Raw genomic sequence first — 24,622 nt, forward strand, 5'->3', positions numbered from 1 at the left:
GCAAAGGCCGAGTTGTCTCAATCCCGCCTATTTGGAGAGAGCATGGAAGCCGCTATGGTTTGCGCCGTGGCCAATCCCAACAAGGGGGCGGCGTACAGATTCCATCGAAAGGCATGCAGATGAGCGCGTTTCCCGAAATCTACCTGGTTCGGCATGGCGAGACGGAATGGAGCGCTTCCGGCAAGCATACCGGCCTGACCGATATACCGCTGACGCCTGCCGGCGAGGCGGCCGCCGGACGGATCACCGAGCGGCTGCAGGGGCTTTCGTTCCAGGCCGTCTGGTCGAGCCCGTCGCAGCGTGCCTTCAAGACTTGTATGCTGGCCGGCTTCGGCTCGGCCGGCGTAAAGAAGGCCGACCTGGCCGAATGGGATTACGGCGCCTACGAGGGCCTGACCACGAAGCAGATCCTCATCGAGCGTCCCGGCTGGCAGCTTTTTCGCGACGGCTGCCCTGACGGCGAGGCGGCAGAGGATGTCGGCGCAAGGGCGGACCGGATCGTCAACGAGCTGCGTGGTGTCAACGGCAATGTCCTGGCGTTCTCCAGCGCTCATTTCCTGCGGGTGCTGGCCGCGCGCTGGCTCGGCCTGCCGCCGCAGGATGGCGCCCTCTTCGTTCTGGACACCGCCAGCATAAGCGTGCTCGGCTATGAGCACGACCTCGGCGAACCTATTATCCGGCGCTGGAACCAGAGGTAGCATTACAGGTTGTTCGAGCCTACCTGATCGCGTCCAGCGCCTGCCTCTGCCGGTGCATCTCCAAGAACACGCGGTAATCGCGATCGAAGCGGCCGGCCGCCGGATTCGACGCTCGTGTCTTGCCGCCCTGCTGCATGGCGATGCAGGCCGTGTTGAGATTGGGAAAGAGCCCGGCGGCGGTCGCGGCAATCATGCCGGTGCCGAGCAGCACCGCCTCGTCGGCCAATGGCTCGACCACCGTACAGCCCGTGGCGTCGGCATAAAGCTCCATCAGCAGCGGGTTCTTGGTGTGGCCGCCGGTGACATGCAGCGTGTCGATCAGGTAGCCGTTCTCGTTCAGCGCCTCCAGCACATGGCGCACGCCAAGCGCGATGGCGACGGCGGTGCGCCAATAGAGCTTGCACAGGCTGTCGAAGGAGGAATCCAGCGTCAGCCCGCTGATGACGCCGACGGCATGCGGATCGGCAAGCGGCGAGCGGTTACCGTGGAAATCCGGCAGCACATGCAGCCTTGCCGCGAGGTTCTCGCCCTCTATGGCGCGCAGTTCGGCGACGCGGCGGGCGATCCTGGCGTGCATGGCGGCATCCGGATCTCCACCTGCACCATGCCAGCGGATGATGTGATCGAGCAGCGCGCCGGTGGCCGATTGACCGCCTTCCGACAGCCAAAGCCTGGGAAGGGCCGCGCCATAATAGGGACCCCAGACGCCGGCAAAGGGCTGCGGATCGGGCGACATCGCCATGACGCAGCTCGACGTGCCGGCGATCAGGGCCAGATGCCGGCCGATGTTGGTTTCGTCGCCGGCAAAGCCGCCGAGCACGCCAAGAGCGCCGGCATAGGCATCGATGACGCCGGCGCCGACCCGGCATTTTTCGGTAAGGCCAAGCTCGGCCGCCGCTTGCACGCTCAACCGGCCGATGTCGGTCCCGACCGGGCTGGCCTTGGCCGGCAGATTGCCATGCTCGAACAGGTCGGCAAGGCCTACCGTTTCGAAGAAGCTGCGCTGCCAGCCGGTTTCCTTATGCGCCAGATAGGTCCATTTGGCGGTCAGCGTGCATTGCGAACGGGCGAGCGACCCGGTCGCCTTCCAGGTGAGGAAGTCAGTAAGGTCGAATAGAAAGCCGGCTTCATTCCATGTTCCGGGCAGGTTGCGCTTCAGCCACATCAGCTTCGGCGTCGCCATTTCCGGCGACATGACGCCGCCGATATAGTCGAGCACGGCGTGGCCGCTTTGGGTGCATTCATCGGCCTCGGCAATGGCGCGGTGGTCGAGCCAAACGACGGTGTCCCAACGCGTTTCACCTGACACCGAGACGCTGAGCTGGCCGCCATTCCTGTTCCGCACCACCAGCGAGCAGGTGGCGTCGAAGGAGATGCCGACGATGTCCTCAACTGCCACGCCGGCTTTTTCGCGGGCTGCCTGCACCGCAATGCAGACCGCTGACCAGATATCCTGCGAATCGTGTTCGGCGTGATCGGCCTTCGGCCGGTTCATGGCGATCGGATGCTCGGCGCGGCCGAGCAAGGTGCCTCCGGTGTCGAGAATGCCCGCACGGGCGCTCCCGGTACCGACATCGACCGCGCAAACGAAATTGTTCGTCAAGGTGTTCTTGCTCTCGCTCCCAGGCCTGCAATCAGATCGGGCAATTGCAGCATGTCGGCGAATATAAAGTCCGGTTCACTCGACGCAAGCCGCGCTTTCAATGCCGGGTTGCCGGCATGCGAGCCGCCAGTGAAGGCAAGCACGCGCATGCCCGCGGCCCGTGCCGCCTCGACGCCGGCCGGGCTGTCCTCGACCACGAGACAATTCTGCGGGATCGCTCCCATTTCGGCGGCGGCGTGGAGAAAGAGGTCCGGCGCCGGCTTGCCCCGCGCCACCATGGCGGCGCTGAACAGATGCGGCTCGAGCAGTCCGAGCAGCCCGGTGACCTCGAGCGCATGGCGGATGCGCTCAAGCGTGCCGGACGAGGCAACGCAGCATGGCACGCCAAGGCTCGGCAGAACCTGCCCGACGCCGGGGATCGGCTTCAGCTCCTTGCTAAACTTGCGCATCAGGTCAACACGCATCTCGCTCAGATGCCGGTCGGTGATGTCAAGCTCGAAGTCGCGAAGAAGAATTTCGCGAACGCTTTTCATGCTCTTGCCGAGGAAATGCTCATAAGCGATCTCCTCGCTGATCGTGCCGCCGGCAATCGTGATCATTCCAAGCAGCGCCGCGACAGACAGCGTCTCGCTGTCGACCAGCACGCCGTCGCAGTCGAAAATGACCAGCTCAGGCGCCATTCAGAGCTGGCCGGCGAGGTAGCGCGTCAGCGTCGTACGCGCGCCATCCGCCCAGAGTGCCTTGAGCGCATTGGCAAAGGCTTCGGCGAACGCCGCCGAGCGGCCGACATCGCCATAGATGTCTTCCATGGCAAGCCAGGCGGCAGGCGCGTCCTTTGCCGCTTTGGCAGTCGTCTGCAGCCGGTCCCAGCTCGGATCGTTGGGTTCGATGACGGCGCCGCTATCGGTCGTGCCGAAGCAGTAGCGGCACCAGAGCGCCGATTCCAGCGCCAGGCCGGCGACGCCCTTGCCGGCTTTCAGCCGGTCGGCGATGGTCGGGATGATGAATTTCGGCTGCCGGTTGGAGCCATCGAGACAGAGCCTGCGAATCGTGTCGCCGATCTTCGGATTGGAGAAGCGGTGCTCGATGAGCTGATAATAATCTTCCAGCACGGTGTCGGGCACCGGCGGCACGGTCGGGATGATCTCGTCATGCTCCAGCCTGTCGAGAAAGCCGCGCACCAGCGGCTCCTGCATCGCCTCGTGGACGAAATGGATGTCCATCAACCCGGCCGGATACGCGATAGTCGCATGGCCGCCGTTGAGGATGCGGATCTTCATCAGTTCGTAGGGCGCGACATCGCTGACGAACTGCACGCCGACCTTTTCCAGCGGCGGGCGGCCGTCGGTGAATCGATCTTCCAGGACCCATTGCTTGAACGGTTCGCAGAACACCGGCCAATTGTCGTCGAGGCCGAACTCGCTCGACAGAATGCCGCGCTCACGGTCGGTGGTGGCCGGCGTGATGCGGTCGACCATGCCGTTGGGAAAGGCGACTTCCTCGCTCACCCAGTTTGCCAGATCCTCGTCGATCAGGCGGGCGAGACCAATGACGCCATCGGCGGTGACATGGCCGTTGTGGGGGATGTTGTCGCAGGACATGATCGTGAACGGCACGATGCCGTCTTCGCGTCGGCGCAACAGCCCAGCCAGGATGATGCCGAAAACGGTTTTCGGCGTAGCTCCCGGCTGCGCATCGGCGACGATGTCGGGATGGGTCGGATTAAACAGCCCCGACGCCGGATCGATGAAGTAGCCACCTTCGGTGATGGTCAGCGAGACGATCTTTATAGCAGGATCGGCCATGCGCTCGATGATCGCTGCCGCATCGCCCGGCATCAGGAAGTCGATCATGACACCGGTGACGCGGGCGCTCATGTGGCCGCTGTCCTGCTCGACCACGGTGGTCAGCCAGTCCTGTTCCTGCAGCTTGCCGCGGCCGAGCTTTTCGCCCTCGAAGACGCCGGCGCCGACGATCGCCCACACGTGGCCGACGCCCGAATTGAACAGATCGTCGAGATAGACTGCCTGGTGCGAGCGGTGGAAATTGCCGACGCCGAAATGCACGATGCCGGCTTTGAGCGCGGCGCGATCATATTTCGGGCCGGCAACCTTGGGCGGAAGCTTGGCGAGGATCGAAGACGAGAGTTTCACGGTCATCTGCTTTTTATCCTTGGGTGGGGTGCCTCTTCTCCCCGTGGAGGAAACGGGGAGAAGAGCGCCTTCGCCCCCTCAACTCATCCACTGGCCGCCATCGACATTGTAGGTCTGGGCGACGATATATTCGGCGTCTTCGCTGGCCAGGAACACCGCCATGCCGGTGAGGTCTTGCGCGGTGCCCATGCGGCCATAGGGGACCGCTTGGCCGACCAGCTTCTTCTTCTCGCACTTCGGCCGGTTTTCATATTTGGCGAACAGTGAATCGACGTGATCCCAATGCTCGCCGTCGACGACGCCCGGCGCAATGGCGTTGACGTTGATGCGGTGCTTGATCAGGTCGAGCCCAGCCGACTGAGTGAGCGAGATGACGGCGGCCTTGGTGGCGCAATAGACGCCAACCAGCGCCTCGCCGCGGCGCCCGGCCTGGCTCGCCATGTTGATGATCTTGCCACCCTTGCCGCGCGCGATCATCGAGCGGCTTGCTGCCTGCAGCATGAACAGCGTGCCGGCCACATTGACGGAAAACAGACGGTCGTAGCTCGCTTTGGTGATCTCGACGATCGGCGCCAGGTCGAACAGAGCGGCGTTGTTGATCAAAATGTCCAATCCGCCGGTCCTTGTCTCTACCGCCTTGACCGCCGCCTCGATCGAAGCGAGGTCGGTGACATCGAGTTTCACGGCATAAGCCGCGCTGCCGATTTCCGAAGCCGTCTTTTCGGCCGCTTCGAGGTTGATGTCGGCAATCGCCACCGTGGCGCCCTCGCGCACATAGGCTTCAGCGAACGCCCTGCCGATACCGCGCGCCGACCCGGTGATCAGCGCCGATTTACCCTCAAGCCTCATTGCATCATTGCCTTTCCGTCGGCGCCGAAACGGTGCAGCTTCGCCTTGTCGGGGGTCAGATAGATCGTGTCGCCGTGATCGGCGGCCAGTTCGCCGTCGGCACGCACCGTCAGCGGGCCGACGCTGTCGGCCTGCACGTGCAAGAACGTGTCGGAGCCAAGGTGCTCGGCGACGCCGACGGTGGCCTTCCAGTCGCCTGATGTCTTCGAGATGTTCATGTGCTCCGGACGGATACCAACGGTCCTGGCGCCGTACTTGGCTGCCGGCGCGCCTTCGATCAGGTTCATCTTCGGCGAGCCGATGAAGCCGGCGACGAACAGGTTCTTCGGCGTCTTGTAGAGCTCCATCGGCGAGCCGACCTGCTCGACATTGCCGGCATTGAGCACGACGATCTTGTCGGCCATAGTCATCGCCTCGACCTGATCATGGGTGACGTAAACCATCGTCGTCTTGAGCTGATGATGCAGCTCGCTGATTTCCAGCCGCATGGTGCCGCGCAGCGCCGCGTCGAGGTTGGACAAAGGTTCGTCGAACAGGAAGGCCGAAGGCTGGCGCACGATGGCGCGGCCGATGGCGACGCGCTGGCGCTGGCCGCCGGAGAGCTGGCCTGGACGGCGCTCGAGATAGTTGGTGAGGTTCAAGACGCGCGCCGCGTCCTTCACCTTCCTGTCGATCGTCGCCTGATCTTCGCCGGCCATCTTCAGCGGGAAGGCGATATTCTTGGCCACCGTCATATGCGGGTAGAGCGCATAGGACTGGAACACCATGGCCAGCTTGCGCTTGGCCGGCGCCTCGCCGGTGACGTCACGGCCATCGATGTTGATGGTGCCGCCGCTGGTATCCTCCAGTCCGGCGATCAGCCGCAGCAGGGTGGACTTGCCGCAGCCCGACGGGCCGACGAAGACGACGAACTCGCCATCTTCGATCACCAGGTCGATGTTCGGGATGATGGTCGTCGCCCCGAAGGACTTGGAGACGTTCTTGAGCGTGATGTTTCCCATGGTTTCCTCCCCGAGGGGTTGTTTTTCGACAGATGCTTCGAGCAACGTCCCTACTTCACGGCGCCAAATGTCAGGCCGCGCACCAGCTGCTTCTGGCTGAACCAGCCCATGATCAGGATCGGCGCGATCGCCAGCGTCGAGGCCGCCGACAGCTTGGCCCAGAACAGGCCTTGCGGGCTGGAGAAGGAACTGATGAAGGCGGTTAGGGGCGCTGCCTCGGTGGTGGTCAGCCGGATCGTCCAGAACGCCTCGTTCCATGCCAAGATGATGTTGAGCAGCATCGTCGAGGCGATGCCCGGCACCGCCATCGGCGTCAGCACGTAGACGATCTCGTTCCAGAGCGATGCGCCGTCCATGCGCGCCGCCTCCAGGATCTCGCCCGGGATCTCGCGGAAGTAGGTGTAGAGCATCCATACCACGATCGGCAGGTTGATCAGCATCAGCATGATCATCAGTCCGATGCGGCTGTCGAGCAATCCGGTATCGCGGAAGATCAGGTAAATCGGGAACAGCACGGCAACCGCCGGCATCATCTTGGTGGAAAGCATCCACATCAGGATGTCCTTGGTCCACTTGCTCGGCGAGAAAGCCATCGACCATGCCGCCGGTATGGCGACAAGCAAAGCCAGGATGGTCGAACCGACCGCCAGGAACACCGAATTGAGGAAGAACTTGAAGTAGCCGTTCTGCGCTTCGACCGCGGTATAGCTCTCGGTGGTTCCCGACGGGAACAGGTTGAAGCCCTGGATGGCTTCCTGCTCCGATTTGAATGACGTGATGATCGTATAGAGGATTGGGAAGAAGATCAGCAGGGCGACGATCCAGGCGGCCGCGGTCGCGATCGTCTTGTGCTGGGTGCTGACTGCACGTGCCATTGTTTCCTCCCTTATTTGTCCAGGTTCTTGCCGACCGCGCGCATGGCGAAGAAGGCGACGATGTTGGCGAGAATGACGGCGATGATGCCGCCGGCGGATGCCTGGCCGATTTTGAACTCCAGCAGCGCCTTCTGGTAGACGAGGAAGGGCAGGTTGGTGGAGGCGTAACCCGGGCCGCCATTGGTGGTGACGAGGATCTCGGCATAGACCGACAAAAGGAAGATCGTCTGGATCAGTATGACGACCGTGATGGCGCGCGACATGTGCGGCAGCGTCAGATAGATGAAGCGGCTGATGAAGCCGGCGCCATCCATCTCGGCGGCTTCCTTCTGCTCGCCGTCGAGCGACTGCAGCGAGGTCAAAAGGATCAATGTCGCAAACGGCAGCCACTGCCAGGCGACGATGATGATGATCGCCAGCATGGGATACTGCCCGAACCAGTCGATCGGCTGCCCGCCGAAGAAGCGCGCAATATCGGCAAAGACGCCGTATTGCGGATGCATGATCATGTTCTTCCAGACCAGTGCGGCCACCGGCGGCATGACGAAGAACGGCGAGATGACGAGGATGCGGACGATGCCCTGTCCCCATATCGGCTGATCGAGCAGGAGAGCCAGCAGGATGCCGCCGATCACCGTGATCAAAAGCACGCTGACCACGAGGATAAGCGTGTTGAGGATCGACTGCAGGAATGCCGGGTTTGAATAGAAAAGCGCGTAATTCGAGAAGCCGACGAACCCGTCGCGGATCGGGTTGAGCGGGTTGTACTGCTGGAAGGAGAACCACAGGGTGAATGCCAGCGGTACGATCATCCAGACGAACAGCAGCACCACGGATGGCGCCATCATAAAGCGGGCAAGCGAACGGGTCTGCTGAGTAGCCATGACGGTCACCCTTCAAAGGTCAGCCAATTTTCAAGAGTGTGAAAGTGGCCGCCCGAACTGGGATTCGGGCGGCCCTGCTGCCGGCCATGATGGGCAACCGGCACCGGGAGGAGCCTTACTGGATGTAACCGCCCTCGGTCATCGTCGCCGTGGCAGCGTCCTGCGCCTGCTTCAAGGCGTCGTCGACGCTCGTCTGGCCGGCGAGTGCGGCCGAGAAGAGCTGGCCGACGGTGGTGCCAAGGCCCTGGAACTCGGGAATGGCGACGAACTGAACGCCGACATAGGGCACCGGCTTGACGGTCGGATGCGTCGGATCGGCGGCGTTGATCGAGTCCAGCGTCATCTTGGCGAAGGGCGCCGCCTTCTGGTACTCGGGGTTGGCGTAGAGCGAAGAGCGCGTTCCGGGCGGAACATTGGCCCAGCCTTCCTTCGAAGCGACGAGCTCGGCATAGGCCTTGCTGGTTGCCCAGGAGACGAATTTCTGAGCGGCATCAGCCTTCTGCGTGCCGGCGGGAATGGCCAGCGACCAGGCCCACAGCCAGTTGCCGCGCTTGCCCAAGCCATTGTCGGGCGCCAGCGCATAGCCGACCTTGTCGGCGACCGTCGAGTTCTTCGGGTCGGAGACGAAGGAGGCAGCGACGGTGGCATCGATCCACATGCCGCACTTGCCCTGCTGGAACAGCGCCAGGTTTTCGTTGAAGCCGTTGGAAGAAGCGCCTTCCGGCCCATTGGCCTTCATCAGGTCGACATAGAACTGCAACGTGTTCTTCCATTCGGGCTGGTCGAACTGCGGCTTCCAGTTCTCATCGAACCAGCGTGCGCCGAAGGAGTTCGACATGGCGGTCAGGAAGGCCATGTTCTCGCCCCAGCCGGCCTTGCCGCGCAGGCAGACGCCGTTCACGCCGTTGGCGCGATCGGTCATCTTGTCGGCGGCTTGCTTGATGAAGTCCCAGGTCGGCGCGTCGGGCATGGTCAGCCCGGCCTTCTCCATCAGGTCCTTGCGGTACATGACGAAGGAGCTTTCGCCGTAGAACGGTGCGGCATAAAGTTTGCCGTCGACCGACAGGCCGCCTGATATCGCCGGGATAATGTCCTTGACGTCATAGTCGTCGCCGAGCTTGTCGAGCGGCAGCAGCCAGCTCTGCTTGGCCCAGATCGGAACCTCGTAGGTGCCGATGGTCATCACGTCATACTGGCCACCCTTGGTGGCGATGTCGGTGGTGACGCGCTCGCGCAGCACGTTCTCCTCGAGCGTGACCCACTGGAGCTGGATATCGGGGTTCTTGGCGGTGAAGTCGTCGGTCAGCGTCTGCATGCGGACCATGTCGCCATTGTTGACGGTGGCGATGGTGATGGATTCGGCATGCGCGGCGAACGCAAATGCGCTGGCCGACAACAGACCCAGGGTGAGCGTACGAAATTTCATCAATTCCTCCCATAGACCAAGCTGAGCATTTGCCTTGGCTATGGGCAATTACTCACTCTCCGTGAATTATGTCAAGCCGGATTCGTTGCTGCAGCGCAGCACGCTGGCTCCTGCGGCATCCGGTTCCGGAGGCTTGCGGAAGTGTTTGAGGACGGTTGGGATGGCGCCCGGCGCGCGCGAAGTGTCGGATTTCAACGCCCGCTTGATCGGATGGATTGTCGACCTATTGGCCGGCAATCTCGGCCAGGATCCAATCGCGGAAGGCGCGGATCTTCGGCACGTTGCGCCGCGCCTGGGGATAGACCAGCCAATAGGCCTGGCCGTCGTCACCGACCAGATCGAAAGGCTGAATCAGCCGGCCGTCGGCAAGCTCGGCTTTGAAAAGAGCGGCCGTCACGATCGCCACGCCCTGCCCGGCAATCGCGGCGTTCGCCTCATAAGCCTGGGCACCCATGCTGGAGCCAGGGCGTTTGGCGAGTTCCTCGACCGGCAGGCCGGCAGCGATAAACCAGTCCCGCCACCAGATGTCGCCGGGGTCGAGGATCGGCAGGCGCAACAGATCGGCCGGCTCCTTCACCCCGCCGATGGTCGCGGCGAGTTTCGGGCTCAGCATCGGCGTGAAGTTCGCATTGAAAAGCTTGTGGACCTCCACGCCCGGCCAGTTTCCGCCGCCCGAACGGATGGCGATATCGATATCCTCGCGGGCGAAATCGACCACGCGGTTCGATGTGTCGAGACGCACCGCCAGCGACGGATGCGCGACCTGGAACGAGCCGAGGCGCTGCGCCAGCCAGTTGGAAGCAAAAGTCAGCAGCGTCGAGACGCAAAGTACTCCGTCGGCGCCGCTGCGGGCGGCGGCATAGGCTCCACCCAACAGGGCGAACGCCTCGCTGACCGCGGGCGCCATGCGTTGTCCCGCCTCGGTCAGCACGATCTGCTTGGGACGGCGCAGGAACAAAGGCGCGCCGACGCGCTCCTCCAGGAGCTTGATCTGGTAGCTCGCCGCCGCCTGCGTCATGCCGAGCTCGCCGGCGGCCTTGGTGAAGGAAAGATGCCGCGCCACCGCCTCGAACACCCGGATCGCCTGAAGCGGAGGGAGTTGGGAGACCTGCCGAGACTTGAGTTCAGGCATAAGCCCTCCTTATGGGCCGTGATCGACGTTTGATTGGCAGCACGGGCCGATACGGCCGATATTTGAGGTCGACGATCACTCTCGTCTAGACATAACGAAGGCTGACGATCATGACCACGGTACAGGAAAAGTTGTTCCTTACTCCAGCCTATGGCTGGTTTTCACGGCTGGCACATGGATTTGCACAGCACGCGGCCAGGAAACGGGCCTATCTCGACGTCAGGGAACTGCCGCCGCATCTGCAACGCGACATGGGTTTTCTCGACGGCAACGATCCTAACGGCCGACGCAAATAGCCTTGCTGGACTTATCGCAAAATCAGATGCAGCGCCGCGCGTCCTTAAGGACGCTGCATTTCTACTCTCGCGCATGATCCTATCCGAACCAAGGGTTCGAGGTCATGCGCCGGCCAGCAAGGCGGCGGCGGTCCGCTCGTCGGTGATGAGGCCATTGACCAGCCGCCGATTCACCGCCGCAAGGATGCCGGGCAGTTTCCGCTCGCCCATGGCGAGCGCGATCACCAGCGACTTTTCGCGCGATGGCAACGATGCCGAAGACACCCTGTCATTGGTGATGCCCTCGATCATCCGGCCTTCGCGATCGAACACCCAGCCAACGATTTCGGCGACGCCGCCCGCCTTCTGCAGCGCTTTTAGTTCACTTTCCGAAATGAAGCCGTCCTCATAAAGCGGCGCCTTCGGGCCGAGATCGCCGATGCCGACGAAGGTGACGTCGGCCTCCGCGGCAAGTGCCAGCGTCGGTTGGATCATCGGTTGGCTGAGCAGCATCTCGCGCTCCTCCGGCGAGGAGGCGATGACCGGCAGCGGCATCGGGAAGGACCGCGCCTTGACCCTGTCGGCCATGGTGAAGATGACGTTGTAGAAAGCGGCCGAACCGTCCGGCGAGATGTTGCCGGTCAGCGACACGACCCTGTGCTGCGGACATTCCATCGGCGGCAGTTGCTCGATCGCCGCCTTCAGCGTGCGGCCGGTGCCGATCGCCATGACGATCGGCGTCGGCGACCGCAGCCGCCGCTCGATCTCCCCGGCCGCCGCTTCGGCGACGCCGATGATGGTGGAAGGGGAAGCTGGGTCGCTCGGCGCCACCTCGACCAGGTCGAGCGCGAAGCGCAATTTCAGCCGTGCGGCGAGGTCGAGGCAATTGGCGATCGGATGGTCGACACGCACCTTGATCAGCCCTTCCGACACGGCCAGCGACACCAGCCGCTGCGCCGTCTGCCGCGAGATGCCGAGCGTCGAGGCGATCTGGTCCTGCGTGTTGCCGGCAACATAATAGAGCCAGCCGGCGCGCGCTGCGTCGTCCAGCCTGTTGCTGCCGCTGTCCTGTCGGGAATTCACGTCTCGCCTCCCAGCCCGTCGACCGTTTGAAACGGATTGTATAGTCTTGCAGGGAACGCGGTTGCGCGCAATTGCCTATCATCAGAGCAATTGCTTGCATGTTTCTGACAAGACGAGAGACGATTCGACCCGTGCCGGCATCGCTGACCGCGACCCGAAGGTTTATCTCGGAACACAAACGCCGTATGGGGATCGAGAAAGGATTCTTGCATGACGCCGAAAGCAGTTTTCTGGGACATGGACGGTACGCTGGTCGACAGCGAGCCGTTGCACGAGGCTGCGCTGGTGGCGGCGCTGCACAGCGTCGGCATCGCGGCGCCGGCCAATCTGCATGAGCGCGTGCTCGGCATTGCCGCATGGCCGGTTTACGAGATGCTGCGCGACGAGTTCGGCCTCGACCTGCCTTTCGACGACTGGATCGTGCGCAAATACGACCATTACCTGCCGATGGCCGAGACGCTGAAGCCACGTCCCGGCGCGATCGAGATCTACAACGAACTGCGCGCGCTTGGCGTGGCGCAAGCGGTGGTGTCCAATTCCGACCGGCTGATCGTCGATGCCAATCTGCGCATGGTCGGTCTCTTCTATCCCGGCATGAAGACGGTCAGCCGCAACGACGTGCGCGAAGGCAAGCCACATGCCGAACCGTTCCTGCGTGCCGCCTGGCTGGCCGGGGTCGATCCGGCCGATGCCGTGGCCGTCGACGACAGCGTGACCGGCGCCACGGCAGGGCTGGCGGCGGGAATGAGAACGATGTTCTGGCCGGAAGCGCCCATGGAAGGACCGCTGGGCGCGATAAACATCAACAGCGCAGACGAATTGCGGGCTGAATTGGGGCTCTGAGCTGGCAACTCCGGACGCTCTTCCTGCAACGCTGATGATTGGCGAGCCGGGATGAGAACGTCGTTCCCCTGCCGCTATACGGGGAGAAGGGACTGTCAGTTCCGGTAAACGGGCTCCTGCTCGTCGAGGATCGCCTTCAATTCGGACAGGTGCCGTTCGGCCTGGCCGGGATAGTCTTCCTGTTCCTTTGCCGCCTTCTCCGCGATTTCGTCCGAAAGGACCCGCAGCGGCCGGCCTGTCCACAGCGCCTTGATGTAGGTTTCGGCGGCGCGTTCGAAATAGAACATGCGGTTGAAGGTGTCGGCGACGGTATCGCCGATGACCAGAACGCCATGGTTGCCCATGACCATCACCTTGACCTTGGGATCGGTGAGCAATTGCGAGCAGCGTTCGCCCTCCTCCTCGAAGGCGAGCCCACCATAATGGCCGTCGACGACGTGGCGGTTGAAGAAGACCGCCGAGTTCTGGTCGATCGGCGGCAGCGTCGAATCGGCGAGCGAAGCGAGCACGGTGGCATGGATCGAGTGCACATGCATGACGCAGCGCGCATGACGCACATTACGATGGATGGCTCCATGCAAGCCCCACGCCGTCGGGTCGGGCGCATTTGGGCCGGAGAGCGTATCGGGATCGTTGGCGTCGATCAGCAGCAGATCGCTCGCCTTGATGCGCGAGAAATGCACCTGGTTGGGATTCATCAGGAATTGCGAGCCGTCGTCGTTGACGGCCAGCGAGAAATGATTGGCCACCGCCTCGTGCATGTTGAGCCGCGCCGTCCAGCGAAAGGCGCAAGCCAGATCGACGCGCTCTTCGTAGAAGGGCAGGTTGGTCAGCGGTTCTTTCTGCAGGCGGGCGATGCTCATCGAAAACCTCCGTGAAAGACGCAAGGATGCCGCGCGACGCAGATGCGCGCAACCAGTTTCGTTTGGTGCAGGCGAGCGCCGTTGGCTTACGCCGCAGTGCTTCTGGCGGCGTCGACCCTGAGCCCGCCATGCTCGACGATAAAATCGATCACCTCCTGCAGGCCTTTGCCGCGCGACAGATCGGTGAAGCCGAACGGCCGCTTGCCGCGCATGCGGGCGGCATCTGCCTCCATGACATCGAGATTGACGTTCACATAGGGCGCGAGATCGCTCTTGTTGATGACCAGGAAGTCGGACCGGGTGATCGCCGGTCCTCCCTTGCGCGGAATCTCCTCGCCCTGGCACACCGAGATGACATAGAGCGTCAGATCGGCGAGATCAGGCGAGAAGGTAGCGGCGAGATTGTCGCCGCCGGATTCGATGAAGATCATGTCGAGATCCGGAAACTTTTTGTTCATCTCGGCGATCGCCTGCAGATTGATCGAGGCATCCTCGCGGATGGCCGTATGCGGGCAACCGCCGGTTTCGACACCGACAATGCGATCCTCGGGCAGCGCCTGAAGCCTGGCCAGCATCATGGCGTCTTCCTTGGTGTAGATATCGTTGGTGACGACGGCGATCGAGAATTCCTCGCGCAGCGCCTTGCAGAGCTTTTCGGTGAGCGTCGTCTTGCCCGACCCGACGGGGCCGCCGATGCCGATGCGAAGAGGACCGTTGGCTTGGGTCATGCAGGGAACTCCGTGATGGCAAGAATGGCGAAGCCGAACCCTACAACCAAGCAGAGCGGCGAATAATAGCTGATATCGAGCCGCGCGAAAGGCTGTTCCGGCGTCAGCCGGCGCCACCAAGGCGTGAAACCGACAACGCCGCGCGCCAGGAAGATCAGCGCGATGAGCAGCGCCGTGGCGGCGAGCCCGGCCTTGGGAAAGGGCGTGGCAAAAACACCCTCGAGCGCCATCGGCCACAGTGTTGCCAAGCCGAGGCAAGCGGCAACGGCAAAACAGGCGAAGGGCGCCGGCATCTCGTCGACGCCGCGAAAGCCGACCACCGCGTGGGCGCAGGAGACAGTGTCCCTGCCCGGCCAGATGCCGCCAATGCCCCAATAGACATGCAGCGTGGTGATCAGCAGCAGGACGAGCGAGAGCGCGAAGGCGAGAATGATCATGAGCGGAACAATCGCGAATACTGGGTTTCGTGCTTCATCGCCATGACATCCGAGACGAACGCGCAGCCGCCGAGATCGTCAAGCGTCGAGCGGGAAGCGCGAGCGGCAGTTTCCAGGGCCAGTGGCTCGAAGCCGGCGAGCAGCGCGGTCGCTCCGGTCTGGCCGACGACGCCGAGCCTGATTGCGGCTTGGACGAGATTGGAGAAGAAGGTCTGCAAGAAGGCAGAAAGCGCGTCCTGCAGCGCGATGCCGTTGCCGCCGGCCACCGCGCCGACGGCGACGCAATAGGCGCATTCGGCCGGCAGGCGTTCCAGCACCTGGCAAGGCCAGGCCGAGGCCGCCTTCAGGAAGGCCGCCCCTTGCAGGATGGTTTCAGTGTGGCGCTCGCGTGAGCCGGCCAATGCCTCGGCGAGGGCGGCGATCTCATCGAGATCGCCGCCCTCGCGGGCGCGCCGCCAGCTCTCGGCGAACAGCACCGCGTCGTTCCAGCCCGAGCCTAGCTCGACCAGCGTCTCCAGCCATGCGGGGAGATCTTTGCTGTTAGCGACCAGCCCGGCATGCACGGCTTGTTCGAGACCATGGCTGTAGGAAAAGCCGCCGACCGGGAAAGAAGGCGACAGCCACGCCATCAGCCGCAACAAGGCGATGTTAGAAGGCTGGTCAGTCATGGTTATGGTCGTGCGAGTGGCTGTGGGAATGAGACTCGCTATGTGTATGGGAATGCGCCTCAGCGTGACTGTGTGCATGCGCTTCGGCATGGACATGACCGTGACTGTGCCCAGAATAGGCGCCGCGCACCGGCTTGAACGGTTCGGAGACGTCGCGCACGGTGGCGCCCAGCCCTTCCAGCATCGCCTTGATGACATGGTCGCGCAGGATGAGGACACGGTCCGTTTCGATGGCCGCCGCCAGATGGCGATTGCCGATATGCCAGGCGAGTTCGGTCAGATGAACCGGGCTCAAGGCGCGGATGTCGTAGAGCGGCTCCTCCGCGGCGATGATCTCGACATGGCGGCCATCCTCAAGCACCAGCCGGTCGCGATCGCCCAAAGCAACCGGCTCGGGCAGGTCGACCAGTATCTTGTCGCCGCCTGAAACCTCGATGGCACGGCGGCGCAGGTGCCGCTCGTCATGGGCAAGCACGGCGCGATCATATGGCGTGACCGCTCCCGCTTCGCCGGCGGCGAGCACCGAGACGGCACGCGGGAATTTGGTGAAGTCGGTGCGGATATCGAGCTTCATGTAAAACCTGCCTCGTAAAAGCTTAGTCCATTCCAGGCATCGACCCAATACCAGCGCATGACTCCGAAATCGAATTCGATTTCGGGAAGGATCATGTGCCAAATCAAGTTTCTACAGCGTCCTTTGCGCGTCCGGAAGGACGCGCGGCGCTGTAGTCAAACGATCGTGTCGAAGAGCCGCAGGATAAACGATATCTGATAGACCAGCGCAGCGGCGACAAAGGCCATGTGGAAGCGACGGTCGCTGACGAGGATCGCGATGACGCAAAGCGCAACGAACACCGGAGTGCGGAACAAATATTCCACGCCGAAGCGAGCGAAATGCTCGGGCCCTTTCAGCAGCGTATCGATCACGTCGAGCAGATAAGTCGCCGCCAGCAGGCCGAAGAACCAGGCGCGGCGCGAGTAGAAAAAATCCTCGTAGCTGGTGTAGTCCAGCATCGAGTCCGGAAACAGCAGCGCACAGAGCAAAAACAGCGTGACCGCGTAGAAGATGATGAACAGGTACTTGCCGAAGGTCCAGGTTTCGATCTGGAACAGGCCGAACTCCCACCACCAGAAATGCACCAGCATCAAAAGCACCGACAGAACCCAGGCCAGATGCACGGGATAGAGCCGGTATTGGCCGGGATGCTGGACAATGCGGGCCAGCCCGGACAACAGCCGCGTGACGCCAAGCCCGATCACCATGCCCAAGATGATGCGGATGTGAGGGAAGATGTCGTGGGCGTAGGGGAGTTGCTGGTTCATAACCGCCCAAGGAGGCTTCGGTGCGATAGGGCTGTTCAAAGCGTCGCGGTCTAAAGGCTTAATCGCGGATAAGTTGATCCGACGACCATGGAGCGCCCGGGAAAAAATCGTGGTGGAGAATGTCTCTGATCGAATACGGGCAGTCGACAGGAAAATCACGCTCGTTCAGACCCGTCTCGTCCGCCGTCTTTAGCCTCGCCATCCTGAATTCTCGTCCGAGCTGTTGCCCAGGACAGGCTTTCAGGCTTGGGCTTTCGTCGAGCAGGTTTTCGATCTGAAATCGCTGCTCGCGGATTGTCATCAACCATCCGGCCTTACGCTTCTCGGGTTGAAATTGCCATTTGAGGAGGTGCAGTAGCAAGGTGCCCAGCCTGCTTCTGATTTCTCTTTTGTCACTACGCCCCAAACTCTCGATCTCCTCCGCCAGATTTTCTCGATCGAGGTCGGACAGACGACCTTCGCGCAGCAGTGCGCCTTGTTCGGAGCACCACTGAGCATAGTCGGCCTCATAGGGCGTCAATTGCTGTTTTCGAAAAATCTTGTTCATCCAGCGTATATTGCTCCAAAGGGTCCAGATTTCCAAGCTGGAAGCAAAAGATGGAGCCGATCAGCCGATCCTCCGAAACGTTTTCAGCGCGACGGTTGACAATCCGTGCACAGTTTTGTGGCGAGCAGTCGACAGAACGCGCGCACCTTGCCGTCAGAGACATTTGACCAAATTCATGAACTTTGGCGAAGTTGATTGGTTAGAATAGAAAGTACCTCTGCGCCATCGGCAGCACCGTGGCCGGCTCGCAGGTGAGTAGTTCGCCGTCGGCGCGAACCTCATAGGTTTCAGGGTCGACCTCGACATGCGGGGTGGCGTCATTGAGCACCATCGAATGCTTGCCGATGCCGCCGCGGGTGTTCTCGACCGCGACCATCTGCTTGTCGACGCCGAGCCTGCCGCGCAGGCCGGCATCGAGCGCCGCCTTGGAAACGAAGGTTACCGACGAATTGGTCATCGCCTTGCCATAGGCGCCGAACATCGGCCGGTAGTGCATCGGCTGCGGCGTCGGGATCGAGGCGTTGGGGTCGCCCATCGGGGCGGCGGCGATCATGCCACCGATCAGCACCATGTCGGGCTTGACGCCGAAGAAGGCCGGGTTCCACAGCACCAGGTCGGCGCGCTTGCCGACCGCCACCGAGCCGATCTCGTTCGACAGGCCATGCGCGATGGCCGGGTTGATCGTGTATTTGGCGATGTAGCGGCGGACGCGGAAATTGTCGTTGTCGCCGGTTTCCTGCGGCAGCGAACCGCGCTGGCGCTTCATCTTGTCGGCGGTCTGCCAGGTGCGGATCGCCACCTCGCCGACACGGCCCATGGCCTGGCTGTCCGACGAGATGATCGAGAAGGCGCCAATGTCGTGCAAAATATCCTCGGCGGCGATGGTTTCCTTGCGGATGCGGCTTTCGGCAAAGGCGATGTCTTCGGGGATCGACGGCGACAGATGATGGCAGACCATCAGCATGTCGAGATGCTCGGCCAGCGTGTTGACGGTGTAGGGCCGAGTCGGATTGGTGGAGGACGGAATGACATTGGGCAGGCCGCAAACCTTGATGATATCAGGCGCATGGCCGCCGCCGGCACCTTCGGTGTGGAAGGCATGGATGGTGCGGCCCTTGATCGCCGCGACCGTGTTCTCGACAAAGCCGGACTCGTTCAGCGTATCGGTGTGGATCATCACCTGCACGTCGTAATCGTCGGCGACCGACAGGCAGCAGTCGATCGCCGCAGGCGTCGTGCCCCAATCCTCGTGCAGTTTGAGCGAGCAGGCACCGCCCAGCACCATTTCTTCAAGCGCAGCCGGCAAGGACGCGTTGCCCTTGCCCGACAGGCCGATGTTCATCGGGAAGGCGTCGAAGGACTGGATCATGCGCGCCATGTGCCACGGCCCCGGCGTGCAGGTGGTCGCCAGCGTGCCATGCGCCGGCCCGGTGCCGCCGCCGAGCATGGTGGTGATGCCGGACATCAACGCTTCCTCGATCTGCTGCGGGCAAATGAAGTGGATATGCGCGTCGAAGCCGCCGGCGGTGAGGATCTTGCCTTCGCCGGCGATGATCTCGGTGCCGGGGCCGATGATGATGGTGACGCCGTTTTGCATATCCGGATTGCCGGCCTTGCCGATCGCGGCGATGCGGCCGTCCTTGAGGCCGATATCGGCCTTGAAGATGCCGCCTGACGCATCGACAACCAGCGCATTGGTGATGACGGTGTCGACTGCGCCCTGGGCGCGGGACACCTGGCTTTGGCCCATGCCGTCGCGGATGACCTTGCCGCCGCCGAATTTCACCTCTTCGCCATGGTGGGTGAAATCCTTTTCGACCTCGATGAACAGCTCGGTGTCGGCAAGCCGCACCTTGTCGCCGACGGTCGGGCCGTACATCTGGGCATAGGCGGCGCGGGTGATTCTAGCCATCGGCAATTGCTCCTGAAATACGACCCAAAATACAGCCTATCGAAGCCCGGCCCCACATTGTCGCCATCCTATGGTCACGCAATGACCCGCTGGGCGACACTTTCCGATCCCATTTAGCGTTTGAGGTGGCCGGGTCACCCCAAAACGACCGTTTGCCACTCGATGGAAAGGAAGATCCATGCGCAAAACGATAAGTCTCGCAGCCGCCGCCACCCTCCTGCTCGCCACCGCTGCCAGCGCCCAGCCACAGCCTGCGCCGCAACCCAGTGAGCCGCCGGCTTCGCCCGCTCCCGCGGCGCCCGGCGCTCAAACGCAAGCGCCGGCGATTCAGACCGTCAACGTCGTCGACATCGAAGAACTGCCCAAGGAAACGCAGACGAAGGTCAACGACGTGATTGCCAAGCGCGGCGAGGACGGCCTGCAGAAGTTGCGCAGCTCGATTGACGCGACGCCCCAGGTCAAGTCCGCGCTCGAAGCCAAGGGTTTGACCTCGGCGCAAGTGATCGCCGCCAGCATGGACACGAATGGCGCGCTGACCTTGATCACCAAGAAAGCGAGCTGACGATGCGCTATGGCGGGCCGGCACAAGGCCGGCCTGCCGCATCGGGGAGGGAACCTTCGCAGGACGGAATACGTTTCGACTTTTTGGCCTAGAAACGAGTCTCGAAAGAGGCTCTGAGAGCGAGCGATGGCGATCACCACCTTCCCCGATACCAGATGGCTGCATATGATTGCCGCAACTGCCTTTCTCGCGGCGAGTGTTCCTCATGCCGCGCTGAATGCGCAGGGGCTTGAAGGCCCTGATGGCCCTGATACCGTCAACAGGATCATCGGCTCGGAGGTCGGCCAGGAAGAGACCAACACGACCGTGGAAGCCGGCAAAGTCGCCACGGCGATAGATCGGACGCGTGAAAACATCGGCGCGGTGCGCAAGACATCCAAGCTCGACAAGGTCGATATCGTGTTCCTCACCGATGCCGCGCGCACGGAAGGCGGTCCGCCGCCGGAGATCGAGACCAAGGTCAAGGAACATCAGGAAGACATTGCGGAACTGCGCAAGGAGATCGAGGCGAACGCATTGCTGTTCAACGCCATCGACTCTCGACGCGTGCTGACTGAAGACGTCCTTGCCGTGGAATTCGACGATCCCGGAAAGGTCGTCATCTACGCGGCGGCCAAGCCGCCCGGCTGAGCCGAAACTGCTTGACCTCGTGGATATCACAGCGCGCCCATGATCTTCTGCTGAAACCCGTAGACCTCGCGCTTGCCGCCGAGCGGTACCAATGTGACGTCGCGCTCCTGGCCGGGCTCGAAGCGCATCGCCGTGCCGGCAGCGATGTCGAGGCGCATGCCCCGGGCCTTGTCGCGATCGAATTTTAGCCCCTCATTGGTCTCGAAGAAGTGGTAGTGGCTGCCGACCTGGATCGGCCGGTCACCGCTGTTGGCCACTTTCATGGTGACGGTCGGCTGGCCCTTGTTCAGTTCGATCTCGCCGCCTGCTGTGATGATTTCGCCCGGGATCATCGCCGGCCTCACAGTACGCCGAAGACGAGGCCGGCACCGACGGCGGCACAGGCGCCGCCAGCGACGCGGGCAAGACCGCGGAACCGCTCGCCAAGCCCAAGCCCGGCAGCGAGGCCGGCGGCATGGAGCAGCGCGGTGGCGGCGGCAAAGCCGGCCATGTATTCGAGCCCGCCGGCGTTTTCAGGCACCTCGGTGCCATGGGCGTGACCGTGGAACAGCGCGAACAGGCCGAGGATGGCGACGCCGGCCGAAACCGGAAGATCGACCGCGAGCGCGACCAGCAGCCCCAACGCCACGACCGACGCCAATATGCCCGGTTCGACGAACGGCACTGGCACCTGCAGCATGCCGAGCGTGCCGCCCGCCAGCATAACGCCGACGAAGGCGAGCGGCCAGGCAACAACCGCCTTGCCGCCCTTGAGCGCCGCCCACAACCCGACCGCGATCATCACCGCCATGTGGTCGAGGCCGGAAAGCGGATGCATGAAGCCGGCTGACAAGGACGAGGTCGTGCCGATGCCGACATGGGCATAAGCGGGCATTGCGGCGGCGAGAAGCAGGATCGCTGGGAGAGACGTGCGTTTGATGGTTGCGGGGATCATCTGTATGCCTTCCGTTGTCAGGATCGAGCCGTCACGCGGCATTGCGGGCCGGGCCGCAGCCTTCGGCCTTGAGGACGCGCTTTGTCGAGGCGGGATATTTCTTCAGCATCGCTGCCGGCCGGATCGGCCGCACCGAGAAATTGCCGCCGCAATTCGGGCAGACGCCGCCCAGCACCTTGTCCGCGCAATCGGCGCAGAAGGTGCATTCGAAGGTGCAGATCAGTGCATCCGTCGTCTCGGGCGGCAGGTCCTTGTCGCAGCATTCGCAATTGGGGCGCAGCTCAAGCATTTTCCTCTCCTCACCTTATCGGCCTCACCTTATCGGCTCGTGCACGGTCACCAGCTTGGTGCCGTCGGGAAACGTCGCTTCGACCTGCACGTCATGGATCATCTCGGCGATGCCCTCCATCACCTGCGCGCGGGTGACGACGTGGGCGCCGGCCTCCATCAGCTCGGCGACCGGGCGGCCGTCGCGGGCGCCCTCGACGACGAAGTCGCTGATCAGCGCGATCGCTTCCGGGTGGTTGAGCTTGACGCCGCGTTCGAGCCGCTTGCGCGCCACAATCGCCGCCATGGCGATCAGCAGCTTGTCCTTTTCCCTTGGCGTCAGATTCATGCGTTTCCTTTGGGTGGCGTAAACAAGATTGGCGTAACCGGAATCAGAGTGACCATAATTTGGGCAGACCCGCCCGTCCGTTAAGCAATTCGACAAGCGGAACCAGCCGCTTACGGAGCTGGTAGCCGTCCTCGGCGAACAGCCTCGCAAGAAGCTTGCCAGATTTCTTCACGTTCCAGACGCTGGCGTCGCCCTGGTCGCCGATGATGTGCCGGGCCGGATCGAGCAAAGCCTCCACCCGCGGCGAGATCATCAGCACCGTCGCCAGGGCGATGGCGCCGCCGGCCACCGCTGAGCGGCCCAAAGTGGCCGCAATACCGGGCCCGATGCGGAAATCCTCGGCATGAACGAGCGCTCCGTCCTGGCTGACGCGCCAGCGGTCGTGGAAACTGCCCTGCGCGGCGCGTTCGCCCATGGCGAGGCGGCCGAAGACGGTTGCCTCGAGGACCAGCGCCTCGGCGCCGGCGGCAAGCTCCAGGTCGAGCCTGCGAGCAAAGGCCGATCGATCAAAGACGATCGTTTCCTGCGGCAGCCAGGCGATTCGGCCGTCCGCGCCGACAGTCAGCTTCACCCGCACCTCGGCGCGATCGGACGCGGCGCGGTAGACCTTCTCGCAGGCCTGGGTCGTGATGGAGGCGGAGGCGCCGGCGCCGACATCGACTTCCCAGCCGAGGCGGTCGCCGCCGGTCAGCCCGCCGGCCGTGTTGATCAAGACGGCTTCGAGCGGATCGGCGGAGACGGCCGGCATGCGGATCTTGGCGGAACCATCCTGATAAAGGCGCCGAAGACGCGTGCGGCCGTCGGTCCTGTCGCAGGCAAGCTGCGCCATTCCGGCGACGCGCTGGGCCGGCAGCGCCGAGGTCAGGCCATGTTCGATCATATCCACAGCGCCAACGTTAAGCACAGCGGCGGCTTTGTCGATATATAGCTTGTTGCTTGACAACGTTTCGGTTTCTATAGAGGGAGCCACCTTGGTACTGTCACGCAGCGCCTGACGGGGTAGAAGGCGACGATGACGATTTGAATCCGGAAAAAGGGGCGCTGATCAGTCGGCGTCGAGAAACGACAAGGTTGGGGAAGGAACCGAATGGCTGACCAGCTGGCAACAGACATCATCGCGAAGATCAAGGCTCATGCCGAGCCCGGTGGCGAAGAAATCACCACCAATACCGAACTGACCTCGCTTGGCATCCATTCGCTGGAACTGACGGAGATCATCTTCGACCTCGAGGAACAGTACGGCATCGAGATCGAGATGAACACGGTCGATGCCTGGAGCAACCTGAAGAACGTCGGCGACATGGTCGAGGCGGTTCGCGCGCTGATCGCGAAAAAGCCTGACTGAATGCACAAGCGCGTCGTCATTACCGGCATCGGCGGCATATGCGGGCTCGGCGCGAATGCACCTGAGATCTGGGGCGAGATGCGCGCCGGCCGTTCGGCCATCGGTCCGATCGTCAATTCGGAACTGTATGACTTGAAAGTCAGGGTCGGCTGCGAAATCAAGGTGCTTCCCAATCACGGCATCGACCGCAAGCAGGTCGTGTCGATGGACCGCTTCAGCCTTTTGGCGACGATCGCCGCACGGGAGGCCGCGCAACAAGCCGGGCTGACCTCGCACGCAGCCAACACCTACAGGATGGGGACCATCGTGGGCGTCGGCGTCTGCGGCTGGGAAGCAATCGAAGAGAGCTATCGCGCCATCCTGCTCGAAGGCAAGAACCGCGCCGGCATCTTCACCGTGCCGAAAGTCATGCCTGGGGCGGCGGCCGGCCATGTCAGCATGAATCTCGGCCTGCGTGGACCGGTTTTCGGTATCACCTCGGCCTGCTCTTCGTCCAATCACGCGATCGCCTCGGCGGTCGACCAGATCAGGCTCGGCCGCGCCGATATCATGATCGCCGGCGGCACCGATGCGCCGCTGGTCTGGGGCATCCTGAAAGGCTGGGAGGCGCTGCGGGTGCTGGCACCCGACACGTGCCGGCCGTTTTCGGCCGATCGCCAGGGTCTGGTGCTCGGCGAAGGCGCCGGCATGGCGGTTTTGGAAACCTATGAGCATGCGGTGGCGCGCGGCGCCACAATTCTCGCTGAAATCGCCGGGGTCGGCGTTTCCGGCGATGCCTCCGACATCGTCGCGCCGACCATCGAAGGGCCGGAAGCGGCGATGCGCTTCTGCCTCGTCGACGGCGGCCTCAATCCGGAAGACATCGATTATCTCAATGCGCATGGCACCGGCACCAAGGCCAACGATCAGATCGAGACGGCGGCGATCAAGCGCGTCTTCGGCGATCATGCCCACAGGCTTTCCATCTCGTCGACCAAATCGATGCACGCCCACTGTCTCGGCGCGTCGGGCGCCCTGGAGTTGATCGCCTGCATCATGGCGATCCGCGACGGCATCGTGCCGCCGACGGCCAATTTTCGCGAGGCCGATGCCGATTGCGATCTCGACATCACGCCGAACGAGGCGCGCGAGCGCAACGTACGCGTTGCGATGAGCAACAGCTTCGCCTTCGGCGGCACCAATGCGGTGCTGGCGGTCAAGGCGATCTGACCGCAGGTGGTTCACGGCTGGTTGCC

30 protein-coding genes are annotated in these 24,622 nt (G+C 62.9%); 7 read left to right on the forward strand and 23 right to left on the reverse strand.

Features of this window, described 5'->3' with window-relative positions:
- The first annotated feature begins 119 nt into the window (after nucleotides 1-119).
- Nucleotides 120-698 (forward strand): histidine phosphatase family protein, encoded by a 579-nt coding sequence (locus NKH73_RS01855; protein ID WP_352927225.1) that lies wholly within the window; start codon nucleotides 120-122, stop codon nucleotides 696-698.
- 19 nt (nucleotides 699-717) lie between these two features.
- On the opposite strand, the gene NKH73_RS01860 is transcribed toward NKH73_RS01855, so the two are convergent.
- The 9 genes from NKH73_RS01860 to gcvA all read right to left on the reverse strand — a co-directional run bounded on the left by NKH73_RS01860 (nucleotide 718) and on the right by gcvA (nucleotide 10,621).
- Nucleotides 718-2,301, reverse strand: coding sequence for an FGGY-family carbohydrate kinase (locus NKH73_RS01860; protein WP_352927228.1), 1,584 nt, complete (start codon nucleotides 2,299-2,301; stop codon nucleotides 718-720).
- A complete protein-coding gene (locus NKH73_RS01865; RefSeq protein WP_352927231.1) occupies nucleotides 2,298-2,981 on the reverse strand; it encodes an HAD family hydrolase in 684 nt (227 codons plus the stop codon). Before NKH73_RS01865 ends, NKH73_RS01860 begins: the two co-directional genes overlap by 4 nt.
- Nucleotides 2,982-4,460, reverse strand: coding sequence for a mannitol dehydrogenase family protein (locus tag NKH73_RS01870; RefSeq protein ID WP_352927234.1), 1,479 nt, complete (start codon nucleotides 4,458-4,460; stop codon nucleotides 2,982-2,984).
- A 72-nt stretch (nucleotides 4,461-4,532) separates the two neighbouring features.
- Nucleotides 4,533-5,303: an L-iditol 2-dehydrogenase gene (locus NKH73_RS01875; protein ID WP_352927237.1), complete on the reverse strand. Its 771-nt coding sequence runs from the start codon at nucleotides 5,301-5,303 to the stop codon at nucleotides 4,533-4,535.
- Entirely contained in the window at nucleotides 5,300-6,304 is a 1,005-nt protein-coding gene (locus NKH73_RS01880; RefSeq protein WP_352927240.1) for an ABC transporter ATP-binding protein, read from the reverse strand. The genes NKH73_RS01875 and NKH73_RS01880 overlap by 4 nt, the downstream gene beginning before the upstream one ends.
- Before the next feature lie 50 nt (nucleotides 6,305-6,354).
- Nucleotides 6,355-7,179: a carbohydrate ABC transporter permease gene (locus NKH73_RS01885; RefSeq protein ID WP_352927243.1), complete on the reverse strand. Its 825-nt coding sequence runs from the start codon at nucleotides 7,177-7,179 to the stop codon at nucleotides 6,355-6,357.
- An 11-nt stretch (nucleotides 7,180-7,190) separates the two neighbouring features.
- Nucleotides 7,191-8,063 (reverse strand): carbohydrate ABC transporter permease, encoded by an 873-nt coding sequence (locus tag NKH73_RS01890; RefSeq protein WP_352927246.1) that lies wholly within the window; start codon nucleotides 8,061-8,063, stop codon nucleotides 7,191-7,193.
- 115 nt (nucleotides 8,064-8,178) lie between these two features.
- Complete coding sequence (locus tag NKH73_RS01895; protein WP_352927248.1) at nucleotides 8,179-9,489, reverse strand: ABC transporter substrate-binding protein; 1,311 nt, start codon at nucleotides 9,487-9,489, stop codon at nucleotides 8,179-8,181.
- A gap of 223 nt (nucleotides 9,490-9,712) precedes the next feature.
- The gene (gene gcvA, locus NKH73_RS01900; protein ID WP_352927251.1) at nucleotides 9,713-10,621 is read right to left on the reverse strand and encodes a transcriptional regulator GcvA; all 909 of its coding nucleotides are present in this window, start codon (nucleotides 10,619-10,621) and stop codon (nucleotides 9,713-9,715) included.
- A gap of 110 nt (nucleotides 10,622-10,731) precedes the next feature.
- On the opposite strand from gcvA, the gene NKH73_RS01905 reads away from it, so the two are divergent.
- On the forward strand, nucleotides 10,732-10,917 hold the full coding sequence (locus tag NKH73_RS01905; protein ID WP_352927254.1) for a hypothetical protein: 186 nt from the start codon (nucleotides 10,732-10,734) through the stop codon (nucleotides 10,915-10,917).
- A gap of 102 nt (nucleotides 10,918-11,019) precedes the next feature.
- Here the strand turns inward: NKH73_RS01905 and NKH73_RS01910 are convergent, their stop codons facing one another.
- The gene (locus NKH73_RS01910) at nucleotides 11,020-11,979 is read right to left on the reverse strand and encodes a sugar-binding transcriptional regulator (RefSeq protein ID WP_352927257.1); all 960 of its coding nucleotides are present in this window, start codon (nucleotides 11,977-11,979) and stop codon (nucleotides 11,020-11,022) included.
- A 210-nt stretch (nucleotides 11,980-12,189) separates the two neighbouring features.
- Here NKH73_RS01910 and NKH73_RS01915 point away from each other — a divergent pair, with 210 nt between their 5' ends.
- Nucleotides 12,190-12,822 (forward strand): HAD family hydrolase, encoded by a 633-nt coding sequence (locus tag NKH73_RS01915; RefSeq protein ID WP_352927260.1) that lies wholly within the window; start codon nucleotides 12,190-12,192, stop codon nucleotides 12,820-12,822.
- 95 nt (nucleotides 12,823-12,917) lie between these two features.
- Here NKH73_RS01915 and NKH73_RS01920 read toward each other — a convergent pair whose 3' ends face one another.
- The 8 genes from NKH73_RS01920 to ureC all read right to left on the reverse strand — a co-directional run bounded on the left by NKH73_RS01920 (nucleotide 12,918) and on the right by ureC (nucleotide 19,300).
- The gene (locus NKH73_RS01920; protein ID WP_352927263.1) at nucleotides 12,918-13,685 is read right to left on the reverse strand and encodes a class II aldolase and adducin N-terminal domain-containing protein; all 768 of its coding nucleotides are present in this window, start codon (nucleotides 13,683-13,685) and stop codon (nucleotides 12,918-12,920) included.
- Between the two features lie 86 nt (nucleotides 13,686-13,771).
- Nucleotides 13,772-14,413, reverse strand: coding sequence for an urease accessory protein UreG (ureG, locus tag NKH73_RS01925; protein ID WP_352927266.1), 642 nt, complete (start codon nucleotides 14,411-14,413; stop codon nucleotides 13,772-13,774).
- Entirely contained in the window at nucleotides 14,410-14,850 is a 441-nt protein-coding gene (locus NKH73_RS01930; RefSeq protein WP_352927268.1) for a DUF3995 domain-containing protein, read from the reverse strand. The genes ureG and NKH73_RS01930 overlap by 4 nt, the downstream gene beginning before the upstream one ends.
- Nucleotides 14,847-15,518: an urease accessory protein UreF gene (locus NKH73_RS01935; protein WP_352927270.1), complete on the reverse strand. Its 672-nt coding sequence runs from the start codon at nucleotides 15,516-15,518 to the stop codon at nucleotides 14,847-14,849. The genes NKH73_RS01930 and NKH73_RS01935 overlap by 4 nt, the downstream gene beginning before the upstream one ends.
- Nucleotides 15,511-16,092, reverse strand: coding sequence for an urease accessory protein UreE (locus NKH73_RS01940; RefSeq protein ID WP_352927273.1), 582 nt, complete (start codon nucleotides 16,090-16,092; stop codon nucleotides 15,511-15,513). The genes NKH73_RS01935 and NKH73_RS01940 overlap by 8 nt, the downstream gene beginning before the upstream one ends.
- 155 nt (nucleotides 16,093-16,247) lie before the next feature.
- Nucleotides 16,248-16,841 (reverse strand): hypothetical protein, encoded by a 594-nt coding sequence (locus NKH73_RS01945; RefSeq protein WP_352927275.1) that lies wholly within the window; start codon nucleotides 16,839-16,841, stop codon nucleotides 16,248-16,250.
- Between the two features lie 58 nt (nucleotides 16,842-16,899).
- Complete coding sequence (locus tag NKH73_RS01950) at nucleotides 16,900-17,388, reverse strand: DUF29 domain-containing protein (protein WP_352927277.1); 489 nt, start codon at nucleotides 17,386-17,388, stop codon at nucleotides 16,900-16,902.
- Between the two features lie 199 nt (nucleotides 17,389-17,587).
- On the reverse strand, nucleotides 17,588-19,300 hold the full coding sequence (gene ureC / locus NKH73_RS01955; RefSeq protein WP_352927279.1) for an urease subunit alpha: 1,713 nt from the start codon (nucleotides 19,298-19,300) through the stop codon (nucleotides 17,588-17,590).
- Nucleotides 19,301-19,478: 178 nt separating this feature from the next.
- Between ureC and NKH73_RS01960 the strand changes: the two genes are divergently transcribed.
- Together NKH73_RS01960 and NKH73_RS01965 are read left to right on the forward strand one after the other, a co-directional pair.
- Nucleotides 19,479-19,862 carry a hypothetical protein gene (locus NKH73_RS01960; protein WP_352927282.1) on the forward strand — a complete coding sequence of 128 codons (384 nt, stop codon included), beginning with the start codon at nucleotides 19,479-19,481 and terminating at the stop codon, nucleotides 19,860-19,862.
- A gap of 126 nt (nucleotides 19,863-19,988) precedes the next feature.
- Entirely contained in the window at nucleotides 19,989-20,492 is a 504-nt protein-coding gene (locus NKH73_RS01965; RefSeq protein WP_352927284.1) for a hypothetical protein, read from the forward strand.
- 26 nt (nucleotides 20,493-20,518) lie between these two features.
- Here the strand turns inward: NKH73_RS01965 and NKH73_RS01970 are convergent, their stop codons facing one another.
- The 5 genes from NKH73_RS01970 to NKH73_RS01990 are packed head-to-tail and all read right to left on the reverse strand — an operon-like array spanning nucleotide 20,519 to nucleotide 22,928.
- Nucleotides 20,519-20,824, reverse strand: coding sequence for an urease subunit beta (locus NKH73_RS01970; RefSeq protein WP_065011660.1), 306 nt, complete (start codon nucleotides 20,822-20,824; stop codon nucleotides 20,519-20,521).
- Nucleotides 20,825-20,832: 8 nt separating this feature from the next.
- On the reverse strand, nucleotides 20,833-21,426 hold the full coding sequence (locus tag NKH73_RS01975; RefSeq protein ID WP_352927288.1) for a HupE/UreJ family protein: 594 nt from the start codon (nucleotides 21,424-21,426) through the stop codon (nucleotides 20,833-20,835).
- Between the two features lie 31 nt (nucleotides 21,427-21,457).
- Nucleotides 21,458-21,715, reverse strand: coding sequence for a DUF1272 domain-containing protein (locus tag NKH73_RS01980; RefSeq protein WP_292627250.1), 258 nt, complete (start codon nucleotides 21,713-21,715; stop codon nucleotides 21,458-21,460).
- A gap of 24 nt (nucleotides 21,716-21,739) precedes the next feature.
- Nucleotides 21,740-22,042 carry an urease subunit gamma gene (locus tag NKH73_RS01985; RefSeq protein ID WP_006325996.1) on the reverse strand — a complete coding sequence of 101 codons (303 nt, stop codon included), beginning with the start codon at nucleotides 22,040-22,042 and terminating at the stop codon, nucleotides 21,740-21,742.
- A 43-nt stretch (nucleotides 22,043-22,085) separates the two neighbouring features.
- A complete protein-coding gene (locus tag NKH73_RS01990) occupies nucleotides 22,086-22,928 on the reverse strand; it encodes an urease accessory protein UreD (RefSeq protein WP_502893907.1) in 843 nt (280 codons plus the stop codon).
- Nucleotides 22,929-23,129: 201 nt separating this feature from the next.
- Between NKH73_RS01990 and NKH73_RS01995 the strand changes: the two genes are divergently transcribed.
- Complete coding sequence (locus tag NKH73_RS01995) at nucleotides 23,130-23,387, forward strand: acyl carrier protein (protein WP_352927295.1); 258 nt, start codon at nucleotides 23,130-23,132, stop codon at nucleotides 23,385-23,387.
- Nucleotides 23,388-24,596, forward strand: coding sequence for a beta-ketoacyl-[acyl-carrier-protein] synthase family protein (locus tag NKH73_RS02000; protein WP_352927299.1), 1,209 nt, complete (start codon nucleotides 23,388-23,390; stop codon nucleotides 24,594-24,596).
- Nucleotides 24,597-24,622 lie beyond the last annotated feature (26 nt).

Source organism: Mesorhizobium sp. M0938, assembly GCF_040319125.1.
Classification (GTDB): Bacteria; Pseudomonadota; Alphaproteobacteria; order Rhizobiales; family Rhizobiaceae; genus Mesorhizobium; species Mesorhizobium robiniae.

Coding starts and splice junctions, on each gene's coding strand:
- NKH73_RS01855 (WP_352927225.1), top strand. CDS start 120: ATGAGCGCGTTTCCCGAAATCTACCTGGTTCGGCATGGCGAGACGGAA.
- NKH73_RS01865 (WP_352927231.1), bottom strand. CDS start 2,981: ATGGCGCCTGAGCTGGTCATTTTCGACTGCGACGGCGTGCTGGTCGAC.
- NKH73_RS01870 (WP_352927234.1), bottom strand. CDS start 4,460: ATGACCGTGAAACTCTCGTCTTCGATCCTCGCCAAGCTTCCGCCCAAG.
- NKH73_RS01875 (WP_352927237.1), bottom strand. CDS start 5,303: ATGAGGCTTGAGGGTAAATCGGCGCTGATCACCGGGTCGGCGCGCGGT.
- NKH73_RS01880 (WP_352927240.1), bottom strand. CDS start 6,304: ATGGGAAACATCACGCTCAAGAACGTCTCCAAGTCCTTCGGGGCGACG.
- NKH73_RS01885 (WP_352927243.1), bottom strand. CDS start 7,179: ATGGCACGTGCAGTCAGCACCCAGCACAAGACGATCGCGACCGCGGCC.
- NKH73_RS01890 (WP_352927246.1), bottom strand. CDS start 8,063: ATGGCTACTCAGCAGACCCGTTCGCTTGCCCGCTTTATGATGGCGCCA.
- NKH73_RS01895 (WP_352927248.1), bottom strand. CDS start 9,489: ATGAAATTTCGTACGCTCACCCTGGGTCTGTTGTCGGCCAGCGCATTT.
- gcvA (WP_352927251.1), bottom strand. CDS start 10,621: ATGCCTGAACTCAAGTCTCGGCAGGTCTCCCAACTCCCTCCGCTTCAG.
- NKH73_RS01905 (WP_352927254.1), top strand. CDS start 10,732: ATGACCACGGTACAGGAAAAGTTGTTCCTTACTCCAGCCTATGGCTGG.
- NKH73_RS01915 (WP_352927260.1), top strand. CDS start 12,190: ATGACGCCGAAAGCAGTTTTCTGGGACATGGACGGTACGCTGGTCGAC.
- NKH73_RS01920 (WP_352927263.1), bottom strand. CDS start 13,685: ATGAGCATCGCCCGCCTGCAGAAAGAACCGCTGACCAACCTGCCCTTC.
- ureG (WP_352927266.1), bottom strand. CDS start 14,413: ATGACCCAAGCCAACGGTCCTCTTCGCATCGGCATCGGCGGCCCCGTC.
- NKH73_RS01930 (WP_352927268.1), bottom strand. CDS start 14,850: ATGATCATTCTCGCCTTCGCGCTCTCGCTCGTCCTGCTGCTGATCACC.
- NKH73_RS01935 (WP_352927270.1), bottom strand. CDS start 15,518: ATGACTGACCAGCCTTCTAACATCGCCTTGTTGCGGCTGATGGCGTGG.
- NKH73_RS01940 (WP_352927273.1), bottom strand. CDS start 16,092: ATGAAGCTCGATATCCGCACCGACTTCACCAAATTCCCGCGTGCCGTC.
- NKH73_RS01945 (WP_352927275.1), bottom strand. CDS start 16,841: ATGAACCAGCAACTCCCCTACGCCCACGACATCTTCCCTCACATCCGC.
- NKH73_RS01950 (WP_352927277.1), bottom strand. CDS start 17,388: ATGAACAAGATTTTTCGAAAACAGCAATTGACGCCCTATGAGGCCGAC.
- ureC (WP_352927279.1), bottom strand. CDS start 19,300: ATGGCTAGAATCACCCGCGCCGCCTATGCCCAGATGTACGGCCCGACC.
- NKH73_RS01960 (WP_352927282.1), top strand. CDS start 19,479: ATGCGCAAAACGATAAGTCTCGCAGCCGCCGCCACCCTCCTGCTCGCC.
- NKH73_RS01965 (WP_352927284.1), top strand. CDS start 19,989: ATGGCGATCACCACCTTCCCCGATACCAGATGGCTGCATATGATTGCC.
- NKH73_RS01970 (WP_065011660.1), bottom strand. CDS start 20,824: ATGATCCCGGGCGAAATCATCACAGCAGGCGGCGAGATCGAACTGAAC.
- NKH73_RS01975 (WP_352927288.1), bottom strand. CDS start 21,426: ATGATCCCCGCAACCATCAAACGCACGTCTCTCCCAGCGATCCTGCTT.
- NKH73_RS01980 (WP_292627250.1), bottom strand. CDS start 21,715: ATGCTTGAGCTGCGCCCCAATTGCGAATGCTGCGACAAGGACCTGCCG.
- NKH73_RS01985 (WP_006325996.1), bottom strand. CDS start 22,042: ATGAATCTGACGCCAAGGGAAAAGGACAAGCTGCTGATCGCCATGGCG.
- NKH73_RS01995 (WP_352927295.1), top strand. CDS start 23,130: ATGGCTGACCAGCTGGCAACAGACATCATCGCGAAGATCAAGGCTCAT.
- NKH73_RS02000 (WP_352927299.1), top strand. CDS start 23,388: ATGCACAAGCGCGTCGTCATTACCGGCATCGGCGGCATATGCGGGCTC.